Below are 18,330 nucleotides of genomic sequence, written 5' to 3'. Positions count from 1 at the left end.
CGGCGGAGGCCTCCCCTGGGGTCTCCGCCAGTCGCAGCCAATTGATTGAACCCCTCCTGACTGCAAGCATGGAGCTGGGGCGGGGCAGCCTTGCTGTCCCGCCCGCTTTTTGCCGCCCAATTCCCTGCGAGGCCGCGTGACCAAGACCCCGCTGCGCACCATCGCCGTTTCGGCGTTCGCCCTTTCCCTTGGTATTGGGGTTTCCGCGCTCGCGACGAGCGCTCTGGCCGACGGCCTCACCCTGACCCCCGCGCCGGCCAAGGCGGTCCGCGCCGAAGGGGCCTTCAAGCTTTCCGCCGCCACGCGCATCCATGTCGCCAAGGGCGATGTCGAGGCCAAGGGCGTCGCGCAACAACTCGCCGACCTCATCCAGCGCTCGCGCGGTTTCCGACCCGTCGTGGTCGAGGGCGCCGCAGCCACCGACGGCATCGTCCTGACCCGCGAAGGGCCGGCGGGCGAGGCCTACAAGCTGGACATCTCACCGACCTCGGTAACCATCGCCGCCGCCAAGCGCGCGGGCCTGTTCTATGGCGCCATGTCGCTGTGGCAGCTGGCGACGCCGGACGCGGCCAAGGGCCCGGTCGCCGTGCCCGCCGCCTCGATCGAGGACGCCCCGCGCTTCGCCTGGCGCGGGCTGATGGTCGACAGCGCCCGCCACTACCAGTCGCTGGACACGCTGAAGGCGGTCATCGACGCCATGGCGGCCCACAAGCTCAACACCTTCCACTGGCACCTGGTCGACGACCAAGGCTGGCGGCTGGAGATCAAGAAGTACCCGAAGCTGACGCAGGTCGGCGCTTGGCGCCACGACCCGGGCGCGGCCGTGAACTATCCGAAGTACGGCGGCTTCTACACCCAGGACCAGGCCCGCGAGCTGGTGGCCTACGCCGCCGCCCGCAACATCACCGTGGTGCCCGAGATCGAGACCCCGGGTCACGCCCTGGCGCCGATCGTGGCCTATCCGCAGCTGGGCAGCGCCGCGCCGGACGCCAGCAAGATGGGCGACTGGGGCGTCTTTCCCTGGCTCTACAACACCGACGACGCCACCTTCGCCTTCCTCGACGACGTGCTGGCCGAGGTGATGGACATCTTCCCGTCGACCTTCATCCACGTCGGCGGCGACGAGGCCATCAAGGACCAGTGGAAGGCCAATCCGAAAATCCAGGCCAAGATCAAGGAACTGGGCCTGAAGGACGAGCACGAACTGCAGAGCTGGTTCATCCAGCGCGTCGGCAAGAGCCTGGACAAGCGCGGCCGCCGCCTGATCGGCTGGGACGAGATCCTGGAAGGGGGCTTGGCCCCCAACGCCACGGTCATGTCCTGGCGCGGCATCGACGGCGCGATCGCCGCAGCCAAGCAGGGCCACGACACGGTGCTGTCGCCGCATCCGACGCTGTATCTCGACAACCGCCAGAGCACTTCGCCCGACGAGCCGACCGGCCGCAGCAAGGTGGTCAGCCTGAAGGACGTCTACGCCTTCGACCCGGCCCCGGCCCAGCTGACGCCGGACGAGCGCAAGCACATCCTGGGCGTCCAGGCCAATGTCTGGACCGAGCACATGCAGACCGACACGCGCATGGTTCAGATGGCCTTCCCGCGCGCCATCGCCCTGGCCGAGCGCGGCTGGTCGTCGGAAGAGGGCGCCAACTGGGACGACTTCGCCCGTCGGATGCCGGCCGAGATGGCCCGCCTGAAGATCCTGGGCGTCACCGCCAACACCGTGCCGTTCGAGCCGCAAGGCACGCCGTCGGAAGGCGAGGGCGGTAAGGCGACGCTGGCGCTGTCGACCGGCCTGGGCTTCGGCGAGATCCGCTACACCAGCGACGGCAAGACCCCGACGGCGACCTCGCTCGCCTATGCCGGTCCGCTGGACCTGGCCAAGGGCGCGACGGTGAAGGCCCAGACCTTCGTCGACGGCCAGCCGCTCGGCCGCCAGCGGTCGTGGACCAACACGCCGGCCCTGCTGGACACCCGCACCGCCGGCCAGCTGAAGATGTGCACCGACAAGGTGGCCATCACCATGATCGACGACGCCCCAGCCGCGCTCGACAAGCGGCCGATGATGATGGTCGACATCTTCAATCCGTGCTGGATCTGGCAAGGTGCCAAGCTGGACAAGGGCGCGCTGCTGACCGCCCGCATCACCCAGATCCCGTTCAACTTCCAGGTCGGCAAGGACCGCGACCACATCCCGCTGCACCCGCCGGCCACGCCGGGCGGCGAGCTGGAAGTGCGCCTGGGCTGCACGGGCGAACGCATCGCCGCCATTCCTCTGGGCGACAGCGCCAAGAACACCGGCCTGTCCACGGTGACGGCGCGCCTGCCCGCCCGCGCGGCGACGGCCGACCTCTGCCTGACCTTCACGTCCAAGACCCTCGATCCCTTCTGGGTGATCGAGCGCGTGACGCTTAAGCCTGTTCGCTAAGTTCCGAAGAAGAGTAGCGCCCGTGTCTAACCTCGTACTCTCCGCACCGCTGAAAGGCTGGATCGCGCCGCTCGACGAGACCCCCGACGCCGTGTTCGCCGAGCGCATGCTGGGCGACGGCCTGGCCATCGATCCGCTGGACTCGACGCTGCACGCGCCGTGCGACGCGGTGGTCACCACCGTGCATCGCGCCCGCCACGCCGTGACCCTGCGCGCGGCCAACGGGGCCGAGATCCTGATCCATGTCGGCCTGGAGACCGTGGCCCTGAACGGCGAGGGCTTCAGCGTCTTCGTCAAGGAGGGCCAGAGCGTGAAGGCCGGCGACAAGCTGCTGGGCTTCGACATGGACCTCTTGGCCCAGCGCGCCCGCAGCCTGATCACCCCGGTGGTGGTGACCAACCTGGACGCCTTCGAGATCGTCCGCCGTGACCAGGACCGCGAGCTGGCGGTCGGCGACTTCCTGATGGAGCTGGCGCCCCTGGGGGGCCCGGCCGCCGCCAGCCTGGTCACCGATGGCGAAGTGGCGCGCGAGGTCGTGGTGCCGCTGGTCCATGGCATCCATGCCCGTCCGGCCGCCCGCATCGCCGAGACCGCCCGCAAGTTCGTGGCCGAGGTCGCGCTGGTGGCCGTCAACCGCCGCGCCAGCGCCAAGAGCCCGGTCGGGGTGATGTCCCTGGCCATCCGCCACGGCGACACCATCCAGGTCGTGGCTTCCGGCATGGACGCCGAGGCGGCGATCCAGGCGGTGGCCGAGCTGATCGACAGCGGCATGGGCGAGGGTGGGCCGATCGCGGCCCAAGCCTCGGCTCCGGCCATCGTCACGCCCGAACCCACCGGCCTCGCCGAACTGCCGCGGGACGGCGTGCTGAAGGGCGTGCTGGCCGCGCCGGGCCTGGCCATCGGCAAGGCCGTGCGCCTGGCCGCCGCCGACATCGTCGTGCGCGAGCAGGGCGAGGGGACCGCCCACGAGGAGGCCGCCCTGGCCGCCGCCCTCGACGTGGTCCGCGCCCGCATCGAGAAGAACGCCGCCAAGGGCGACAAGGCCCGCAAGGCCATCCTGGGCGCTCACCTGGCCTTCCTGGAAGACCCCGAACTGACCGCCGGCGCCCGCCGCCTGATCGGCGAGGGCAAGAGCGCGGGCTTTGCCTGGCGCAAGGCCGTCGGCGGCTATGTCGAGGCCCTGCGCGGCCTGGGCGATCGCCGCCTGGCCGAACGCGTCGACGACCTCGTCGATCTTGAACGTCAGGTGCTGCGCGCCCTGGCCGGCGAGGAAGACGAGGGCGCGGTCCTGCCGCCCGGCTCGATCCTGCTGGCCGACGAACTGCTGCCCTCGCAGCTGATGGGCGTCGATCCCAGCGCCGTGGCCGGCTTCGCCACCGCGCGTGGTGGTCCGACCTCGCACGTAGCCATCCTGGCCGCCGCCATGGGCATCCCGGCCATGGTCGCCCTGGGCGGCGCGCTGCTGAAGGTCAAGGACGGCGCGACGCTGATCCTGGACGCGGATAGCGGGGTGCTGCGCGTCGCGCCCGACGCTCCGGCGCTCGAAGCCGCCCAGACCGCCCTGGCCCAGCGCCAGGAGCGCAAGGCCGCCGCCCAGGCCGCCGCCCACGAGGCGTGCGTGACGAAGGACGGCGTCCGCATCGAGGTGTTCGCCAACACCGGCTCGCTCAACGACGCCCTGGCCGCCGTGGCCAATGGCGCAGAGGGTTCGGGCCTGCTGCGCACCGAGTTCCTGTTCCTGGACCGCGAGACCCCGCCGGACGAGGACGAACAGGCCCGCCAGTACCATGCCATAGCCTCGGCCCTGGACGGCAAGCCGCTGATCATCCGCACGCTGGATGTCGGCGGCGACAAGGCCGCGCCCTATCTGCCGATTCCGACCGAGGAGAACCCGGCGCTCGGCCTGCGCGGCGTCCGCGTCAGCCTGTGGCGGCCACACCTCTTGAAGACCCAGCTGCGCGCTATCCTCCGCGTGAAGCCGCTGGGCCAGTGCAAGATCATGGTGCCGATGATCGCCAGCCTGGACGAGCTGCGCGCCGTCCGCGCCGTGCTGGACGAGGCCAAGCGCGAGATGGGGATCGTCGAGCGCATCGAGCTGGGCGTGATGATCGAGACCCCGGCCGCCGCCGTGACCGCCGACCTGCTCGCCGCCGAGGCCGACTTCCTGTCGGTCGGCACCAACGACCTGACCCAGTACGTGCTGGCCATGGACCGGGGCAATCCGGAGCTGGCCGCGCGGATCGACGCTCTGCACCCGGCCGTGCTGCGGATGATCGACCAGACGTGCAAGGGCGCAGCGAAGCACCATCGCTGGGTCGGCGTCTGCGGGGGCCTGGCCTCCGACATCGCCGCCACGCCGATCCTGCTGGGCCTGGGCGTCACCGAGCTTTCGACCACGGCGTCGATCGCGCCCGAGGTGAAGGCCCGCGTCCGTAGCCTTACCCTTGAGTCTTGCCGTAGCCTCGCGGCCCGGGCCCTGGACCAGACCTCGCCCGAGGCGGTCCGCGCCCTCGTGAAATCCTTCGGAGCCTAAGAGCCGATGAAGTCTCCGCTCGAAATCCTCCAGCCCCTGGGCCGGGCCCTGATGCTGCCGATCGCGGTGCTGCCGGTGGCGGGCCTGCTGCTGCGCCTGGGCCAGCCCGACCTGCTGAACATCGGCTTCATGGCCGCCGCCGGCGACGCGATCTTCTCCAACCTCGGCCTGCTGTTCGCCATCGGCGTCGCCGTCGGCCTGGCCAAGGAGAACAACGGCGCTGCTGGTCTTGCTGGGGTGGTCTGCTTCCTGATCGCCACCGAGGGCGCCAAGACCCTGCTGCACGTGCCGGCGGACGTGACGGCGGGCCTTGTGAAGGACCATGCTGACCTGGCGGGCGCGGCTTACAAGGCCAAGGCGCTGGCCAAGCTCAGCGCGCCGATCGGCATCATCTCGGGCGTGATTGGCGGGCTGTTCTACAACCGCTTCTCGACCTTCAAGCTGCCGGAATACCTGGCCTTCTTCAGCGGCCGGCGCTTCGTGCCGATGATCGCGGGCCTGGCCGGTCTGCTGATGGCCGCGCTGATCGGCGTCGGCTACGACGGCATCAACGGCGTGGTCGACACCGCCAGCCGCGCCGTCGTCGGCTCGGGCGAGCTGGGCCTCTTGGTCTTCGGCTTCCTGAACCGGATCCTGATCGTCACCGGCCTGCACCACGTGCTGAACAACATCGCCTGGTTCGTGGTGGGCGATTATCACGGCGCGACCGGAGACCTGCGCCGCTTCTTCGCCGACGACCCGACCGCCGGGGCGTTCATGAGCGGCTTCTTCCCGGTCATGATGTTCGGCCTGCCCGCCGCGTGCCTGGCCATGTACCACACCGCCCTGCCGGCCCGGAAAAAGGCCGTCGGCGGCATGCTGTTCTCGCTGGCCCTGACCTCGTTCCTGACCGGCGTGACCGAGCCGATCGAGTTCAGCTTCATGTTCCTGGCCCCGGTGCTCTACGCCGTGCACGCGGTGCTGACGGGCGTGGCCATGGCCTTGATGAACCTGCTGAACGTCAAGCTGGGCTTCACCTTCTCGGCGGGCCTGTTCGACTATGTGCTGAACTTCGGCAAGGCGACCAATCCGGTCCTGCTGATCCCGATCGGCCTGGCCTATGGCGCGCTCTATTACGGCGTCTTCCGGTTCGCGATCGTGCGCTTCAACCTCAAGACCCCCGGTCGCGAGGATGAGGAGACCGTCGCCGTCGAGACCGTCACCACCGGCGGCGGACGCGGCGCGGACTTCCTGGCGGCCCTGGGCGGCGCGGCCAACCTGACCAGCGTCGACGCCTGCACCACGCGCTTGCGCCTGATCGTCGTCGATCAGGGCGTCGTCAACGAACCGGCGCTGAAGGTATTGGGCGCGCGCGGTGTCGTGCGGCCGTCTGACAAGGCGCTGCAGGTCGTGCTGGGCCCCATCGCCGACGGTGTCGCCGGCGAGATCCGCCAAGCCATGGGCGCTCCGGCGCCCGCCAAGCCCGTCGCCGCCGCCAAGGCCGCGCCCTCGGTGCTGCCGACCGTCGACGACGACCGCAAGGCCGAGAAGGTGCTGGGGGCCCTGGGCGGGGCGGCCAATCTGAAGAGCGTCGGCACGTGCTCCAGCCGCCTGCGCCTGGTCGTCGCCGATCAGGGCGCGGTCAGCGAGCCGGCGCTGAAGGCCCTGGGCGCGCGCGGTGTCGTCCGGATCGGCGACCAGATCGTCCACGTCGTGCTGGGCCCCGACGCCGAGCGCGTCGGCGAAGCGGTGCGCTGCCAGCTGCCCTAGCTAGAACAGGTGGGCCTTGAAGAAGGCCGCCGAGCGGGCGTTGGCGGTCGTGGCGTCGGCCGCGTCATAGTGATCCCCGCCGGGCCGCGCGAAGGCGTGGTTGCGGCCGGGATAGGTGTGGATCTGGATGCGCGGATGGCCGTCCAGCGCCGCGTGGATCTTCGCCTGGGGCTCCTGGCCGATATATTCGTCGTCGCCGGCCAGGTGCATCAGCAGCGGGGCCCTGATCTTCGCGCCCTCGGCCACGTAGTTGTCGGTCCCGCCGCCGTAATAGACCACCCCAACATCGGCGTCGCTGGCCGCCATGGCGCGGAAGGTCATCAGCCCGCCCAGGCAGTAGCCGGTCACCCCGACCTTGCCGTTGGCGCCGTCCAGCGTGCGCGCGGCCTTGATCGTGGCGACCACGTCCTGGACGCCCTTGTCGAAGTCGAAGCGCTGGTAGAAGCCGAACGCCTTCTCCCAGTTCTCGGGCGAGGCCTCCGACATCGAAAGACCCGGCTCGAAGCGCCAGAACAGGTCGGGGGCGATGACGACATAGCCCTGGGCGGCTAGCTCGCCGGCGATCTGCCTGATGCCGTCGTTGACGCCGAAGATCTCCTGGATGAGGACGATGGCGGGCGCCGGCGCCTTGTCGGGACGCACGACAAGCGCCTGGAAGTCGCCGTCGGGGACGGTGATGGTCAGGTATTCGGACACGGTCGCGCTCCTGCGGCGGATCGGGGGGATGAGCGCGATCATCCACCTCCGCGCGAGCCGGAGATTGAAGAATCCTGTCCGGCGAGACGCGATCTAGGCCGTGAGATCGCGAATCTTGGCGACGATTTGCTCGGGCGAGAACGGCTTCATCAGATAGCCGTTGGCGCCGGCCTGCATGGCCATGACGATGCGATCCAGACGCCCTTCGCCGGTCAGCATCAGGATCGGAACCTGGGCGCATGCGTCGATCGACCGCAGGGTCCGGACCAGCTCGATGCCGTCGGTGGTGGGCAGGCGGACATCCACCACGAACAGGCTCGGGACCGCCACCCGGGCCTTGCCCAGCATCCGCTCGCCGGTTTCGAACAGCTCGACTGTAAAGCCTTGTGGCGCAAGGGCGGCCTGCAGGAACGCGAGCACCAGGGGATCGTCGTCGACGACGTAGATCGAGGGCGCGACGGCGATTGGCTGCATCGGTCCATCCTGGCTGCGACGGCTCCTGACCGTCCCTCTCAGCCTTGCCGCGCCGCGCGCCAGGATCAAGAGGCTAAAAGTTGCACGGATCGTGGATAACCCGCCCTTCATGCTTTTGACGCACGGATAGAGGTCCAGCCCCTCGCCAGTGGGCGACACAGAAAGTGCGTGATGGCCGGAGAGACCGCGGACGACGTCGCAAGCCTGCGCGCGCGCCTGGATCGCATGACGCGCCTGGCCGCCGCCCAGGCTGCGCTGGCCGAGGCGGGCCTGGACCTTGACGCCTTCATGCAGGCCATCGTCGAGCACCTGGCCGACCTGACCGGCGCCAAGGGCGCGATCGTCGAGCTGGTCGAGGGCGGCGACCTGGTCTACCGCGCCGCCACCGACAAGACCCTGATCGGCATGCGCCTTAAGCAGGACGGCAGCTTCTCGGGCCTGTGCGTCGCCAGCGCCGAGGTGCTGATCTGCGCCGACGCCCTGACCGATGGCCGGGTCGATCGCGCCGCCTGCAAGAAGGTCGGCGTCGGCTCGATGGTCTGCGCGCCCTTGATGCATGCCGCCGAGGCCCTGGGCGTGCTGAAGGTGTTCTCCGAGCACAAGAGCGCCTTCGACGACGAGGACATCGACATCCTGCGGGTGCTGGCCTCGATGCTGGGCTCGCAGATGTCGCGGCAGCTGGCGTTCGAGCAGCACCAGGCCTTGCTGGCCGAGAAGACCGTGCAGGAAGAGCTGTTCGAGACGGCCTTCCACGAAGCCCCGATCGGCATGGGCATGGGCGATCTCACCGGCCGGATCGTCAAGATCAACAGCGTCTTCTGCGACATCATCGGCTACACGGCGCAAGAGGCGATGGCGCTGGACTTCCGCGCGCTGACCCACCCCGACGATATCGACTCCGGCCTGAACTATATGAGCCGGCTGATGAGCGGCGAGATCAAGAGCCACCAGACCGAGAAGCGCTACATCCGCAAGGACGGCCAGGTGATCTGGGTGCGGCTGTCGGTGTCGCTGGCGCGCGACGAGGACGGCGCGCCCAAGCACTTCATCGGCCAGATCCAGGACCTGACCGACCAGCGGGCCATCGAGAACCGCTACCGGCTGATGGCCGAGAACGCGACCGACATCATCGTCTCCAGCGACATGCAGGGCCTGGCGACCTTCGTCTCGCCGGCCTGCCAGACGGTCACCGGCTACGCCCCCGAGGACATTGTCGGCCGCTCGTCCCTGCCGATCACCCATCCCGACGACCAGGACCTGGTCCGCGACGCCTTCGGCCGCCTGCTGGCCGGCCAGGCCGTCGACCGGGTGCGCTGGCGCGTGCGTCACAAACTTTCCGGCGAGTGGATTTGGCTGGAGAGCAATCCCGTCCTGATCCGTGAGGCGACGGGCCAGGCGACCGGCTATCTGGACGTGCTGCGCGACGTCACCGCCCAGAAGCAGCAGGAAGACGCCCTGGCCGCCGCGCGCGTGGACGCCGAGGCCGCCAGTCGTTCGAAGGCCGACTTCCTGGCCAACATGTCCCACGAGCTGCGCACGCCGCTGAACAGCATCATCGGCTTCACGCGCCTGCTGACCGAAAGCCGCGACCTGTCGCCCGAGGATCAGCGACGGGTGACGCTGGCGCACGGCGCCGGCCAGGCCCTGCACGCGGTGATCGACAACGTGCTGGATTTCTCCAAGCTGGAGGCCGCGGCCCTGGAGCTGCACACCGCGGCGTTCGACCCGTCGGAGCTGCTGCGCCAGACCGTGGCCATGCTGGAGCCGCAGGCCGCCGCCAAGGACCTGCGCCTGCGGACCATGATCGACGCCCAGGCCCCGATCCAGGTGGTCGGCGACGCCGGCCGGGTGCGGCAGGTGCTGCTGAACCTGCTGTCGAACGCCGTGAAGTTCACGTCCAAGGGCGGGGTCACCGCCAGCCTGAGCTGCGTGACCCTGGACCCGGCCGCGCCGCGTCTGCGCATCGAGATCGCCGACACCGGCTCGGGCATTTCCGAGAGCAAGCAGACGGGCCTCTTCAACCGCTTCGTCCAGGTTGGCTCGGTCTCGCAGCACTATGGCGGCACGGGCCTGGGCCTGGCCATCTCGCGACAGCTGATCAACCTGATGGGCGGCGAGATCGGGGTCGATAGTGTTGTAGGCCGTGGCTCGACCTTCTGGTTCGAGATCGCCCTGCCGACGGCGACCAGCGCCGACGCCGCGCCGTTGCCCGAGGTCCAGCCTCTGAGCCTGGCCGGTCGCCGCATCCTGGTGGTGGACGATGTCGAGCTGAACCGCGAGCTGATGCTGGCGCTGCTGTCCAAGTACGGCTGCGAGGTCGGCCTGGCCGAGGACGGCGCCCAGGCCATCGAGGCCCTGAACGGCGGCGCGTTCGAGCTGGTGCTGATGGACTGCCAGATGCCGGTCATGGACGGCTTCGTGGCCACCGAGACCATCCGGGGCTCGGGCGCGCGCTACGCCGACATCCCGATCGTCGCCCTGACCGCCAGCGCCCAGCCCGAGCACCTGGCGCGCTGCGAAGCGGTGGGCATGAACGACCACCTGACCAAGCCGCTGAACGCCGGCGCCCTGGAGCGGGTGCTGGGCATGATGCTGCGCGGCGCGCCGGAAGCTCCGCCGCCCGCCGCCGTCCCCGCCAACGACCCTGGCGAGGCGGTCCGCCGCGACCTCGTCGAGGTGATGGGCCCGACCTCGGTGCGCTCATTGCTGGCAATCCTGCTGGCCCAGCTGGAAGGTCGCTTCACCCAGGCGACCGACGCCAAGACCGTGCGCGAGGACGCCCACGCCCTGGCCGGCTCGGCCGGGCTGATGGGCTTCCTGGACCTGTCCAACGCTTGCCGCGAGCTGGAGGGCGCGATCGTCGATGGCCGCGACCACACGCCGGCTCTGGATTTGACACGCGGCCTGGTCTCGCGAACCATCGGCCAGGCCCAGCGTTGGGACACCGAGCTCGCCGTGGCCGAAGCGCCAGCCCGCCGGTTTATGCACTAAGCCGTCTTACGCACTAGAGGAGTTCGCTCGTGCCCGCGTCCCCCGCCGTCCTGGTCATCGATGACGACGCCGTCGTCCGCCAGTTCGTCGAACTCGTCCTGGCCCAGGCCGGCTACAGCGTCTCGTCGGTGGCCACCGCCGAGCTCGGCATCAAGGCCCTGCAGACCGCCCGCTGGGACCTGGTGCTGCTGGACATCAACATGCCGGACATGACCGGCCTCGACGTGCTGCGCCTCTTGCGCAAGTACCAGAAGGTCAAGGCGGCGGTGATGATGATGACCGCCCGCGGCGACGCCGCCACGGTGCGCGAGGCCCTGGCCACCGGCGCCGACGGCTATCTGGTCAAGCCGTTCGGGCCGCAGGACCTGCTCAAGCGCGCCGAGGCGATGCTGAAGCCCGAGAAGTTCCGCACCCCGCCGCCGCGCGAGGACGACCGCCCGGTCTTCGAGCTGGACTAGGCGTTGAGGTACAGCGCCTCGGAGACCGTCTCCAGCGGTCCGTTCAGCACCTTGGCCACCGCCGAGTGGCCGCTGACCAGGGCCAGCTTGCGCTTGTACAGCCCGGTCGGCACGTCGGCCCGATAGACCCGCTCGCCCCGCTGGCCGTCGAACGACAGCGCCCAGGCCACGCCCCGCCGATTGAGCTCCTCCAGCGCCGCGAACAAGGCCGCCTCGTCGATGCCGCCGATATAGCGCTGATGGTTCCCGGCATAGGGCGGGTCCAGATAGACGAAGTCGCCGGGCCGGGTCTCGGCCAGGGTCTCGCGGTAGTCGCGGGCGACGAAGGTCACGCCCTGGATCCGGGCCGACCAGGTCCGCACGACGGGCGCGAACCGCTCCGGCGACATCCCGCGCCGCGACAGATGGAACGAGTTGTTGAAGTCGCCGGCCTTGCTGAAGCGGACGATGCCGTTGACGCAGGTCCGCATCAGGAAGCTCAGGTCCGCCGGCCGCCGCTCGGCGTTGAACCGCTCGCGGACGGCGTAGAAATAGCCGGGGCCCTCGTCCTGCAGCCGTCGCCACTGCTCGGCATAGTCGGCGATCAGCATCTCGGGCTCATCGCGCACCAGCGTCCAGAACCCGATCAGCGGGGCGTAGAGATCGCTGGCGATCGCGCCTTCGCCGGCCAGGTGGAAGAGCGCCGACCCACCGCCCAGGAAGGGCTCCACATACCGCGTGTGCGCCGGGGCCAGGGCCGCGATCCGCGCGGCCTGGCTGCGCTTGCTGCCGGTCCATTTCAGGAGCGAGGGCGCGGCGCGGCCGGCGGACACCATGCCGCTAGGGCGGAGCGCCGGCGGGCGAGGCCGGCGTGGTTTCAGCGTCGATTTTCAGAGGATGGCTGGCGGAGAGGGTGGGATTCGAACCCACGGTGCCCTTCCAGGCACGCCGCATTTCGAGTGCGGTACATTCGACCACTCTGCCACCTCTCCAGGCCGCCGTTCCGAGCGGTAAAAGAACCGCCCGAGGTCGAGGGCGCGATGTCTAACGGCGTCGCCGTCGGGAAGCAACCCCCTCGACGAAGCTTTTTCGCGATCAGCCTTTTGGTCGCAGAATCATCTGGGTGCAGCGGAAAAGGGCGATGGTTTTGCCGGTGGCCTCGGCGGTCACCACGGCGTCCCAGACCTGGGTGGTCTTGCCGCCGTGGACCAGCTTGGCCTCGACCGCGACGCCGCCTTCGCGGGCGGTCCCCAGGAAGTTCGACTTCAGCTCGATCGTGGTGAAGCTGGTCGCGCCCTCGGGCAGGGAGATCATGCAGCCATAGCCGCTGGCCGAGTCGGCCAGGGCGATGACGCTGGCGGCGTGCAGGAAGCCGTTGGGAGCCATGTGGCGCTTCTCGACGTCGAAGCGGCCCTTCACATAGCCGGAGACGGCGACCTGCCATTGCAGGCCCAGAAGGTCGGGCAGGGTCCCGGCTTGGCCGGCGGTCAGGGCGGCGCTGAAATCCTCAGCCATGCGGGCGTACTCCATATGCTTCGCGTGCGAACCATATGGGCGGTGAGGCATTGCGGCGCAAGTCGGCTCGGGAAATGCCTAGAGCTTGGTGATGTCGACCAGCGGGAAGCGGGGGCCGCTTTCGGGCTCCGACGGCAGCTTGCCCGAGCGGATGGCGACCCGCAGGGCGGCGCTGGCCAGTTCGGGGTCGGGCAGGATGGCGTCGGCGGCGGTGCGCAGGGCGATGAAGTCCAGCCGGTCGATCTTGTCGTTCAGCTGGATGTTGCCGGCCTTCTCCTCGGCCACGGTCGACTCGCGAGGCTCGCCGGCGCTGACGCCTGGCAGGATGCGGGTCTGCGGCGGCAGCTTGAGGAACTTGCGGGCGTCGTCCCAGGCCTTGCCGGCGTCGGCGCCAGGGACGTCGCAGCGACCGGCGCCCTCGGCGGGAGCCAGCATCAGGTCGCCGGTGAACAGGATGTCGCCCAGCTTGTAGGCCACAGCGCCGGGCAGGCGGCCGGTCAGGGCGATGGTGGTGATCTGCAGCCCGCCCATCGGCAGGGGATCGTTGTCCTTGGCCAGCTTGTCGAAGTCCCAGCCGTCCAGGTCGACCATGGTCTCACCGAATTTGGGGGCCAGGCGCTTGAGGCTCTCGACGACCTTGGCGCCGATGCAGACCGAGGCGCCGGTCTCGTACTTCACGTGGCCGGCGGCCGACAGGTGGCCGGTGTGCAGGCCGGTCTCAAGGATCCAGGTCGGACCCAGGTCCTTGGCGCGGATGTCGGCGATGATCTTGTCGACGAAGCTCGTATCCACGGCTTCGCTGGCCGGATCGAAATCCAGTACGGGGTCGACTATGGCGCAGAGGAAGGTGGCCGGATCGACGATCAAGTAGGTCACCGTCCCGGTGGCGGGATGGTGGTATGCGGTGATTTCCGGCTGCATCAACAAGCCCTAGGCGCCCGAGGCCGGCAACATGGAGGCCAAGCCGTTAAACATCCGCGAACAGCGGCGCAGCTTTCGACAGTTTTCGCGCCAGTTTAGCGTCGGTCGGCAGCGGCCGAGCAGGGGTGGGCTCCGTCGCGCATGCCCTCGACCCACAGGGGTTCGACATAGCGGCCGCCGTCGCGGAAGCCCGGGGCGCAGCCGTCGGGGGTGTCGCCGCCGCCACGGCGGTTGCCGGTCATCACCGACAGGGCGACCGACTGGCTCTCGCCGCCGCGCGCGCGGCCGTAAGCGCCGGGACCGTAACCGTACCCATATCCGGGACCGCCATAGCCGCCGCCGTAATAGGGGTCGTACCAGCCGCCGCCATGCTTGCCGTAGTCGGTCTTGGAGACGGCGACGCCGACCGTGGTGTTCTCGCCGACCGGGAACAGGCCGCTGGCATAGACGCTGCGATAGCCGCCGGTGCCGACCGACACGCCCATCGAGCCATGGACCTTGCGCTTGCCGTTCTCGTCGCGGTCTTCCGAGAGGTCGGCGGGCAGCACGCCGCGCGGGCCGTCGTCGTACGCGGGACCGGGATTGGCGGCGATGAAGGCGGCGATCTGTTCCTGGGTGGTCAGCTGCTTGACCGGCGCGGCGGGCGTCGGGGCCACGGGAGCGGTCGCGGTCAGGGCTTGAGCCGAGGGCTTGGCTTGGGCGGTGGCGATGACCTCGTCGTCGTCGCTCGCGAAGGCGGGACCGGCCAGGACGGCGGCGCTCAGGGCGATAAGCGCAAGATGATGCCGCATGGGACGCTCCAACATGACCAGGCTGACAAACTGGACCGCCAAGCCAGCGCAATTAGGGCGCTTTTGTTGCCGGTGCGCAAGTTTAACCCGCCCCTCCAATATGGGCCGGGTTCAGAGCGTTTCCAGTCCCGCCTGCAAGGCCGCCATGTCCGGGGGCAGTGGGGTCTCGAAGCGGAGCGTCTCGCCGGTCACCGGATGGACGAAGCCCAGCACGGCGGCGTGCAGCGCCTGGCGCTTGAGGCCCGCCGCCGCGACCTGCTCGCGCACGGGTCCCGCCGCCTGGCTGGCGCCGTAGACGGGGTCGCCCAGGCAAGGGCTGCCCTTGCTGGCCATGTGGACACGGATCTGGTGGGTGCGGCCGGTTTCCAGGCGACATTCCACGCGAGCGGCCAGTGGCTTGTTCTGCGGTCCGAACGCGGCCTCGACCTTGTAGTGGGTGATCGCCTGGCGGCCACCGGACTTCAGCACGGCCATCTTCTTGCGGTCGCTGAGGGACCGTCCCAGCTGCGTGTCGATCGTGCCCGACGACGGCGACGGCGCGCCGCGCGTCAGGGCGACGTAGAGCCGGTCGATGTCGTGGGTGGCGAACAGCTTCGACAGGCCCTGGTGCGCCACGTCGCTCTTGGCCGCGACCATGACGCCGGAGGTGTCCTTGTCCAGGCGGTGGACGATGCCCGGCCGCGCCACGCCGCCGATGCCCGACAGGCTGTCGCCGCAGTGGTGGAGGAGGGCATTGACCAGGGTGCCGTCCGGCGTGCCGGGAGCCGGGTGCACGGCCATGCCGGCGGCCTTGTCGACCACGATCAGGTGCTCGTCCTCATAGAGGATGGAAAGCGGCAGGTCCTGAGGCTCCGGCTCGGCGGCGGCCGGCGGCGGCACCGACAGCGCATAGGTCCCGGCCTTGGCCTTGCGTGAGGCGTCGGTGATCGGCTGGCCGTCCAGGCTGAGGCGACCCTCGCCGATCAGGGCCTGGAGGCGGGCGCGGGAGAGGTCGGGGAACAGCGGGGCCAGCACCTTGTCCAGCCGCTGGCCGGCCAGGCTGTCGGGCAGATCGGCGGTCAGCCGCTCGCCGGCGCCGCTTTCCGCGGCGTCGGCGTCCAGGGCGTCGTCATCCAACGGGTCTTCGACAGTTTCCACCGGGGGTTTCATCGCTCCGTCACGCGCTCGTCGCGTCGCCGACACGGCCTATCCCTACGGCCGAGGTCAGTATTGCACCGAGGGGATAATCGATGCGCGCTTTCCGCACCACCACGCTGTTGACCGCCAGCCTTCTGGCCTTGGCTGTCGCCGCTCCGGCCTTCGCCGCCGATGAGACGCCGGCCGCCAATCCGGAGCAGGCCAGCCACCTCGACGAGCTGGTCATCACCGCCCAGAAGCGCGCCCAGGATCCGGTCGAGGTGCCGATCGCCATCACCGCCTATTCGGGCAAGTTCCTGGAAGCCATCGGCGTCAAGTCGTTCGAGGAGCTGTCGGCCTTCACGCCCGGCTTCCTGGTCCAGAACCAGTCGAACAACAACTCGGGCTTCGTGATGCGCGGCATCACGTCGGACTCCGGCTCGTCGGCCGACGAGGCCCGCGTCTCGATCTATCAGGATGGCGTGTCGATCTCGCGCTCGCGCGGCTCTTATGTCGAGCTGTTCGACATGGAGCGCGTCGAAGTCGCCAAGGGCCCACAATCGACCCTGTTCGGCCGCGGCGCCCTGATCGGCGCGGTGAACCTGGTGCAGAACAAGGCCGATCCGAAGGGCTTCGACTACAGCCTCAAGGCCGAGGGTGGCACTGGCGGCTACTTCACCGGCGACGCCATGGTCAATTTCGCGTTCGGCGATGGCAGCGCCCTGCGCATCTCGGCCCGCGACCGTCAGATCGACGGCTATGTCGACGACATGGCCGGCGGCGATGACTACAACTCGACCGACACCCAGGCCGTCCGCGTCGCCTATCACCTGGAGCCGGGCAATCTGAAGTTCGACCTGATCGGCAACTACCAGGTCGACGACACCAGCGGCACCTCGTTCAAAAGCCACACCTTCAACCCGACCAACCCGGTCACCGGCGCCGTGCTGGGCGACACCGGCGTGGCCACGGGCGCGACCCTGTCGCCGGGCGCGGGCTTCGAAGGCGGCAAGCCGCTGGGCCTGGACCGCAAGGTCTACGGCCTGACCGCCCTGGCCGAGTACAAGCTGACCGATAGCCTCAGCCTGTCGTCGATCACCGCCACGCGCGCCTTCCACTCCAACGAAGTGTTCGATCCGGATGGCACGAGCCTGCCGATCCTGACCTTCGCCGAGGACGCCAAGGGCCGCCAGCAGAGCCAGGAACTGCGCCTGCGCTATGACAACGGCGGCCGCTTCACCGGCTTCGTCGGCGCCAACTACTTTCACGAGACCGGCTCGTGGCGCATCCCGGGCCAGTTCGACGAGCGCCTGGTCCTGGCCCTGCTGGCCGGCAATACGCCGCTGGGCATCAGCCGTCCGAACCCGCAGCCGCTGGCCGTGCTGACCAACCCGGCCTACCTCGCGCAAGTCCTGCAGCTGGGCTTCGGCATCCCGTCGTCCATCGCGCCCGGCATCGTCTCGAACCTGAAGCCGATCCACCGCGAGACCTTCGCCAATTACAGCGAGAACACCGCCTACGACGTCTATGCCGACGGCACGTTCAAGCTGACCGACAAGTTCGAGGTCACGGCCGGCATCCGCTACACCAGCGAAGACCGCGAGGCCGCCTACGCCTCGAGCGTCGACAACGGCGGCTCGATCCTGGGCATCCTGCTGGCCGCCCCGACCCCGACCAACCTGTTCCTGGCCGCCCAGCCGAACGCGCTGGCCAACCCGGCCCTGCCGAAGGTGGGCCTGATCGCCCAGCCGACCACCAACAACGGCGATCGTTTCAGCAAGAAGATCAGCGACAGCGGCCTGACCTGGCGCTTGGTCGGCCGTTACGCCGCGTCGGACAATCTGAGCTTCTACGCCTCGGCCGCCCGCGGTCGTCGTCCGGACGTGATCTCGACCAGCGCCCCGGCCGCGGCCATGGGCCCGGCGCGCTTCAACGTCGTCGCCTCCGAGAAGGTCGACAGCTACGAGGCCGGCGCCAAGGGCAAGCTGGCCGATGGCCGTGTGTTCCTGTCGGGCTCGGTGTTCCGCTACGACTACGACAACTTCGCCACCAGCTTCCGCCAGGGCGCGCAGGTCGTGACCCTGAACGCCGGCAAGGCGCAGTCCTACGGCTTCGAAGGCGAGTTCCGGGTCCAGGCCGACGACTACTGGACCCTGTTCGGCACCTATGGCTACAACCACGCCCGCCTGAAGACCGGCCTGCGCGAGGGCAACCACTTCCGCCTGTCGCCGGACAGCAGCTTCTCGGTCGGCGCGGCCTTCGCCCACGAAGCCCTGGGCGGCAAGCTGACCTTCACCCCGACCTACACCTGGCGCTCGAAGATGTTCTTCGACGACGACAACGACCGCTCGGACCTGCAGTCGGCGGGCCTGTTCCCCGACACCCAGGTCGACGAGTTCCAGAAGGCCTATGGCCTGTTGAACGTCCGCGTCGGCTTCGGCGCCGTGGACGACCGCTGGAAGGTCGAGGCGTTCGTCGAGAACCTGTCGGACGAGAAGTACCTGAAGGACGCAGGCAACACCGGCGACAGCTTCGGCATCCCGACCTTCATCGCCGGCAAGCCGCGCTTCATGGGCATCGGGATTTCGTTCCGTCACTAGCTAGAGCCGTTTCCCCGGCGAAAGCCGGGGCCCAGATGGAAGAGCGCTGGGGCGGGTTCCTCGAACTCAGCGCTCTTCCAAT

The 18,330-nt window shown here is 69.3% G+C and carries 13 protein-coding genes and 1 tRNA gene; 6 read left to right on the top strand and 8 right to left on the bottom strand.

Translation table 11 applies throughout. The features are described 5' to 3' along the window. Positions 1–136: 136 nt before the first annotated feature. From AC07YH_RS09895 to nagE, 3 genes are read left to right on the top strand one after another with little or no spacing between them, the layout of a single operon-like run. On the top strand, positions 137–2,425 hold the full coding sequence (locus tag AC07YH_RS09895; protein ID WP_494746834.1) for a family 20 glycosylhydrolase: 2,289 nt from the start codon (positions 137–139) through the stop codon (positions 2,423–2,425). Beyond that, positions 2,415–4,958 (top strand): phosphoenolpyruvate--protein phosphotransferase, encoded by a 2,544-nt coding sequence (gene ptsP, locus AC07YH_RS09890; RefSeq protein ID WP_494746918.1) that lies wholly within the window; start codon positions 2,415–2,417, stop codon positions 4,956–4,958. The genes AC07YH_RS09895 and ptsP overlap by 11 nt, the downstream gene beginning before the upstream one ends. Positions 4,959–4,964: 6 nt before the next feature. Beyond that, positions 4,965–6,707 (top strand): N-acetylglucosamine-specific PTS transporter subunit IIBC, encoded by a 1,743-nt coding sequence (gene nagE, locus AC07YH_RS09885; RefSeq protein WP_494746833.1) that lies wholly within the window; start codon positions 4,965–4,967, stop codon positions 6,705–6,707. Here the strand turns inward: nagE and AC07YH_RS09880 are convergent, their stop codons facing one another. Both AC07YH_RS09880 and AC07YH_RS09875 read right to left on the bottom strand, forming a co-directional pair. After that, the gene (locus tag AC07YH_RS09880) at positions 6,708–7,403 is read right to left on the bottom strand and encodes a dienelactone hydrolase family protein (RefSeq protein WP_494746832.1); all 696 of its coding nucleotides are present in this window, start codon (positions 7,401–7,403) and stop codon (positions 6,708–6,710) included. Between the two features lie 93 nt (positions 7,404–7,496). Further along, positions 7,497–7,877 carry a response regulator transcription factor gene (locus AC07YH_RS09875; protein ID WP_494746831.1) on the bottom strand — a complete coding sequence of 127 codons (381 nt, stop codon included), beginning with the start codon at positions 7,875–7,877 and terminating at the stop codon, positions 7,497–7,499. Positions 7,878–8,048: 171 nt separating this feature from the next. Between AC07YH_RS09875 and AC07YH_RS09870 the strand changes: the two genes are divergently transcribed. Together AC07YH_RS09870 and AC07YH_RS09865 are read left to right on the top strand one after the other, a co-directional pair. Beyond that, positions 8,049–10,868: a PAS domain S-box protein gene (locus tag AC07YH_RS09870; RefSeq protein WP_494746830.1), complete on the top strand. Its 2,820-nt coding sequence runs from the start codon at positions 8,049–8,051 to the stop codon at positions 10,866–10,868. Between the two features lie 29 nt (positions 10,869–10,897). Then, positions 10,898–11,326 carry a response regulator transcription factor gene (locus AC07YH_RS09865; protein WP_494746829.1) on the top strand — a complete coding sequence of 143 codons (429 nt, stop codon included), beginning with the start codon at positions 10,898–10,900 and terminating at the stop codon, positions 11,324–11,326. On the opposite strand, the gene AC07YH_RS09860 is transcribed toward AC07YH_RS09865, so the two are convergent. From AC07YH_RS09860 to AC07YH_RS09835, 6 genes are all read right to left on the bottom strand, one after another. Continuing rightward, positions 11,323–12,138 carry a DNA adenine methylase gene (locus AC07YH_RS09860; protein WP_494746828.1) on the bottom strand — a complete coding sequence of 272 codons (816 nt, stop codon included), beginning with the start codon at positions 12,136–12,138 and terminating at the stop codon, positions 11,323–11,325. The genes AC07YH_RS09865 and AC07YH_RS09860 overlap by 4 nt on opposite strands. A gap of 69 nt (positions 12,139–12,207) precedes the next feature. Next, a tRNA-Ser gene (locus AC07YH_RS09855) sits at positions 12,208–12,297 on the bottom strand. Positions 12,298–12,400: 103 nt separating this feature from the next. Further along, positions 12,401–12,820, bottom strand: a complete 420-nt coding sequence (locus AC07YH_RS09850) for a PaaI family thioesterase (protein WP_494746827.1) — start codon at positions 12,818–12,820, stop codon at positions 12,401–12,403. 78 nt (positions 12,821–12,898) lie between these two features. Beyond that, positions 12,899–13,744 (bottom strand): MBL fold metallo-hydrolase, encoded by an 846-nt coding sequence (locus AC07YH_RS09845; RefSeq protein WP_494746917.1) that lies wholly within the window; start codon positions 13,742–13,744, stop codon positions 12,899–12,901. Between the two features lie 92 nt (positions 13,745–13,836). Continuing rightward, complete coding sequence (locus tag AC07YH_RS09840) at positions 13,837–14,532, bottom strand: hypothetical protein (RefSeq protein WP_494746826.1); 696 nt, start codon at positions 14,530–14,532, stop codon at positions 13,837–13,839. Between the two features lie 111 nt (positions 14,533–14,643). Further along, positions 14,644–15,681, bottom strand: coding sequence for an RluA family pseudouridine synthase (locus AC07YH_RS09835; RefSeq protein ID WP_494746825.1), 1,038 nt, complete (start codon positions 15,679–15,681; stop codon positions 14,644–14,646). Positions 15,682–15,761: 80 nt separating this feature from the next. Between AC07YH_RS09835 and AC07YH_RS09830 the strand changes: the two genes are divergently transcribed. Further along, positions 15,762–18,248: a TonB-dependent receptor gene (locus tag AC07YH_RS09830; RefSeq protein ID WP_494746824.1), complete on the top strand. Its 2,487-nt coding sequence runs from the start codon at positions 15,762–15,764 to the stop codon at positions 18,246–18,248. Positions 18,249–18,330: the final 82 nt, after the last annotated feature.

It is taken from the genome of Caulobacter sp. GW456-12-1-14-TSB4 (assembly GCF_059424195.1).
The sequence above is the reverse complement of the archived record's forward strand: the minus strand, read 5'-3'. Positions and strand labels throughout refer to the sequence as shown.

Coding starts and splice junctions, on each gene's coding strand:
- nagE (WP_494746833.1), top strand. CDS start 4,965: ATGAAGTCTCCGCTCGAAATCCTCCAGCCCCTGGGCCGGGCCCTGATG.
- AC07YH_RS09875 (WP_494746831.1), bottom strand. CDS start 7,877: ATGCAGCCAATCGCCGTCGCGCCCTCGATCTACGTCGTCGACGACGAT.
- AC07YH_RS09870 (WP_494746830.1), top strand. CDS start 8,049: ATGGCCGGAGAGACCGCGGACGACGTCGCAAGCCTGCGCGCGCGCCTG.
- AC07YH_RS09850 (WP_494746827.1), bottom strand. CDS start 12,820: ATGGCTGAGGATTTCAGCGCCGCCCTGACCGCCGGCCAAGCCGGGACC.
- AC07YH_RS09840 (WP_494746826.1), bottom strand. CDS start 14,532: ATGCGGCATCATCTTGCGCTTATCGCCCTGAGCGCCGCCGTCCTGGCC.
- AC07YH_RS09835 (WP_494746825.1), bottom strand. CDS start 15,681: ATGAAACCCCCGGTGGAAACTGTCGAAGACCCGTTGGATGACGACGCC.
- AC07YH_RS09830 (WP_494746824.1), top strand. CDS start 15,762: ATGCGCGCTTTCCGCACCACCACGCTGTTGACCGCCAGCCTTCTGGCC.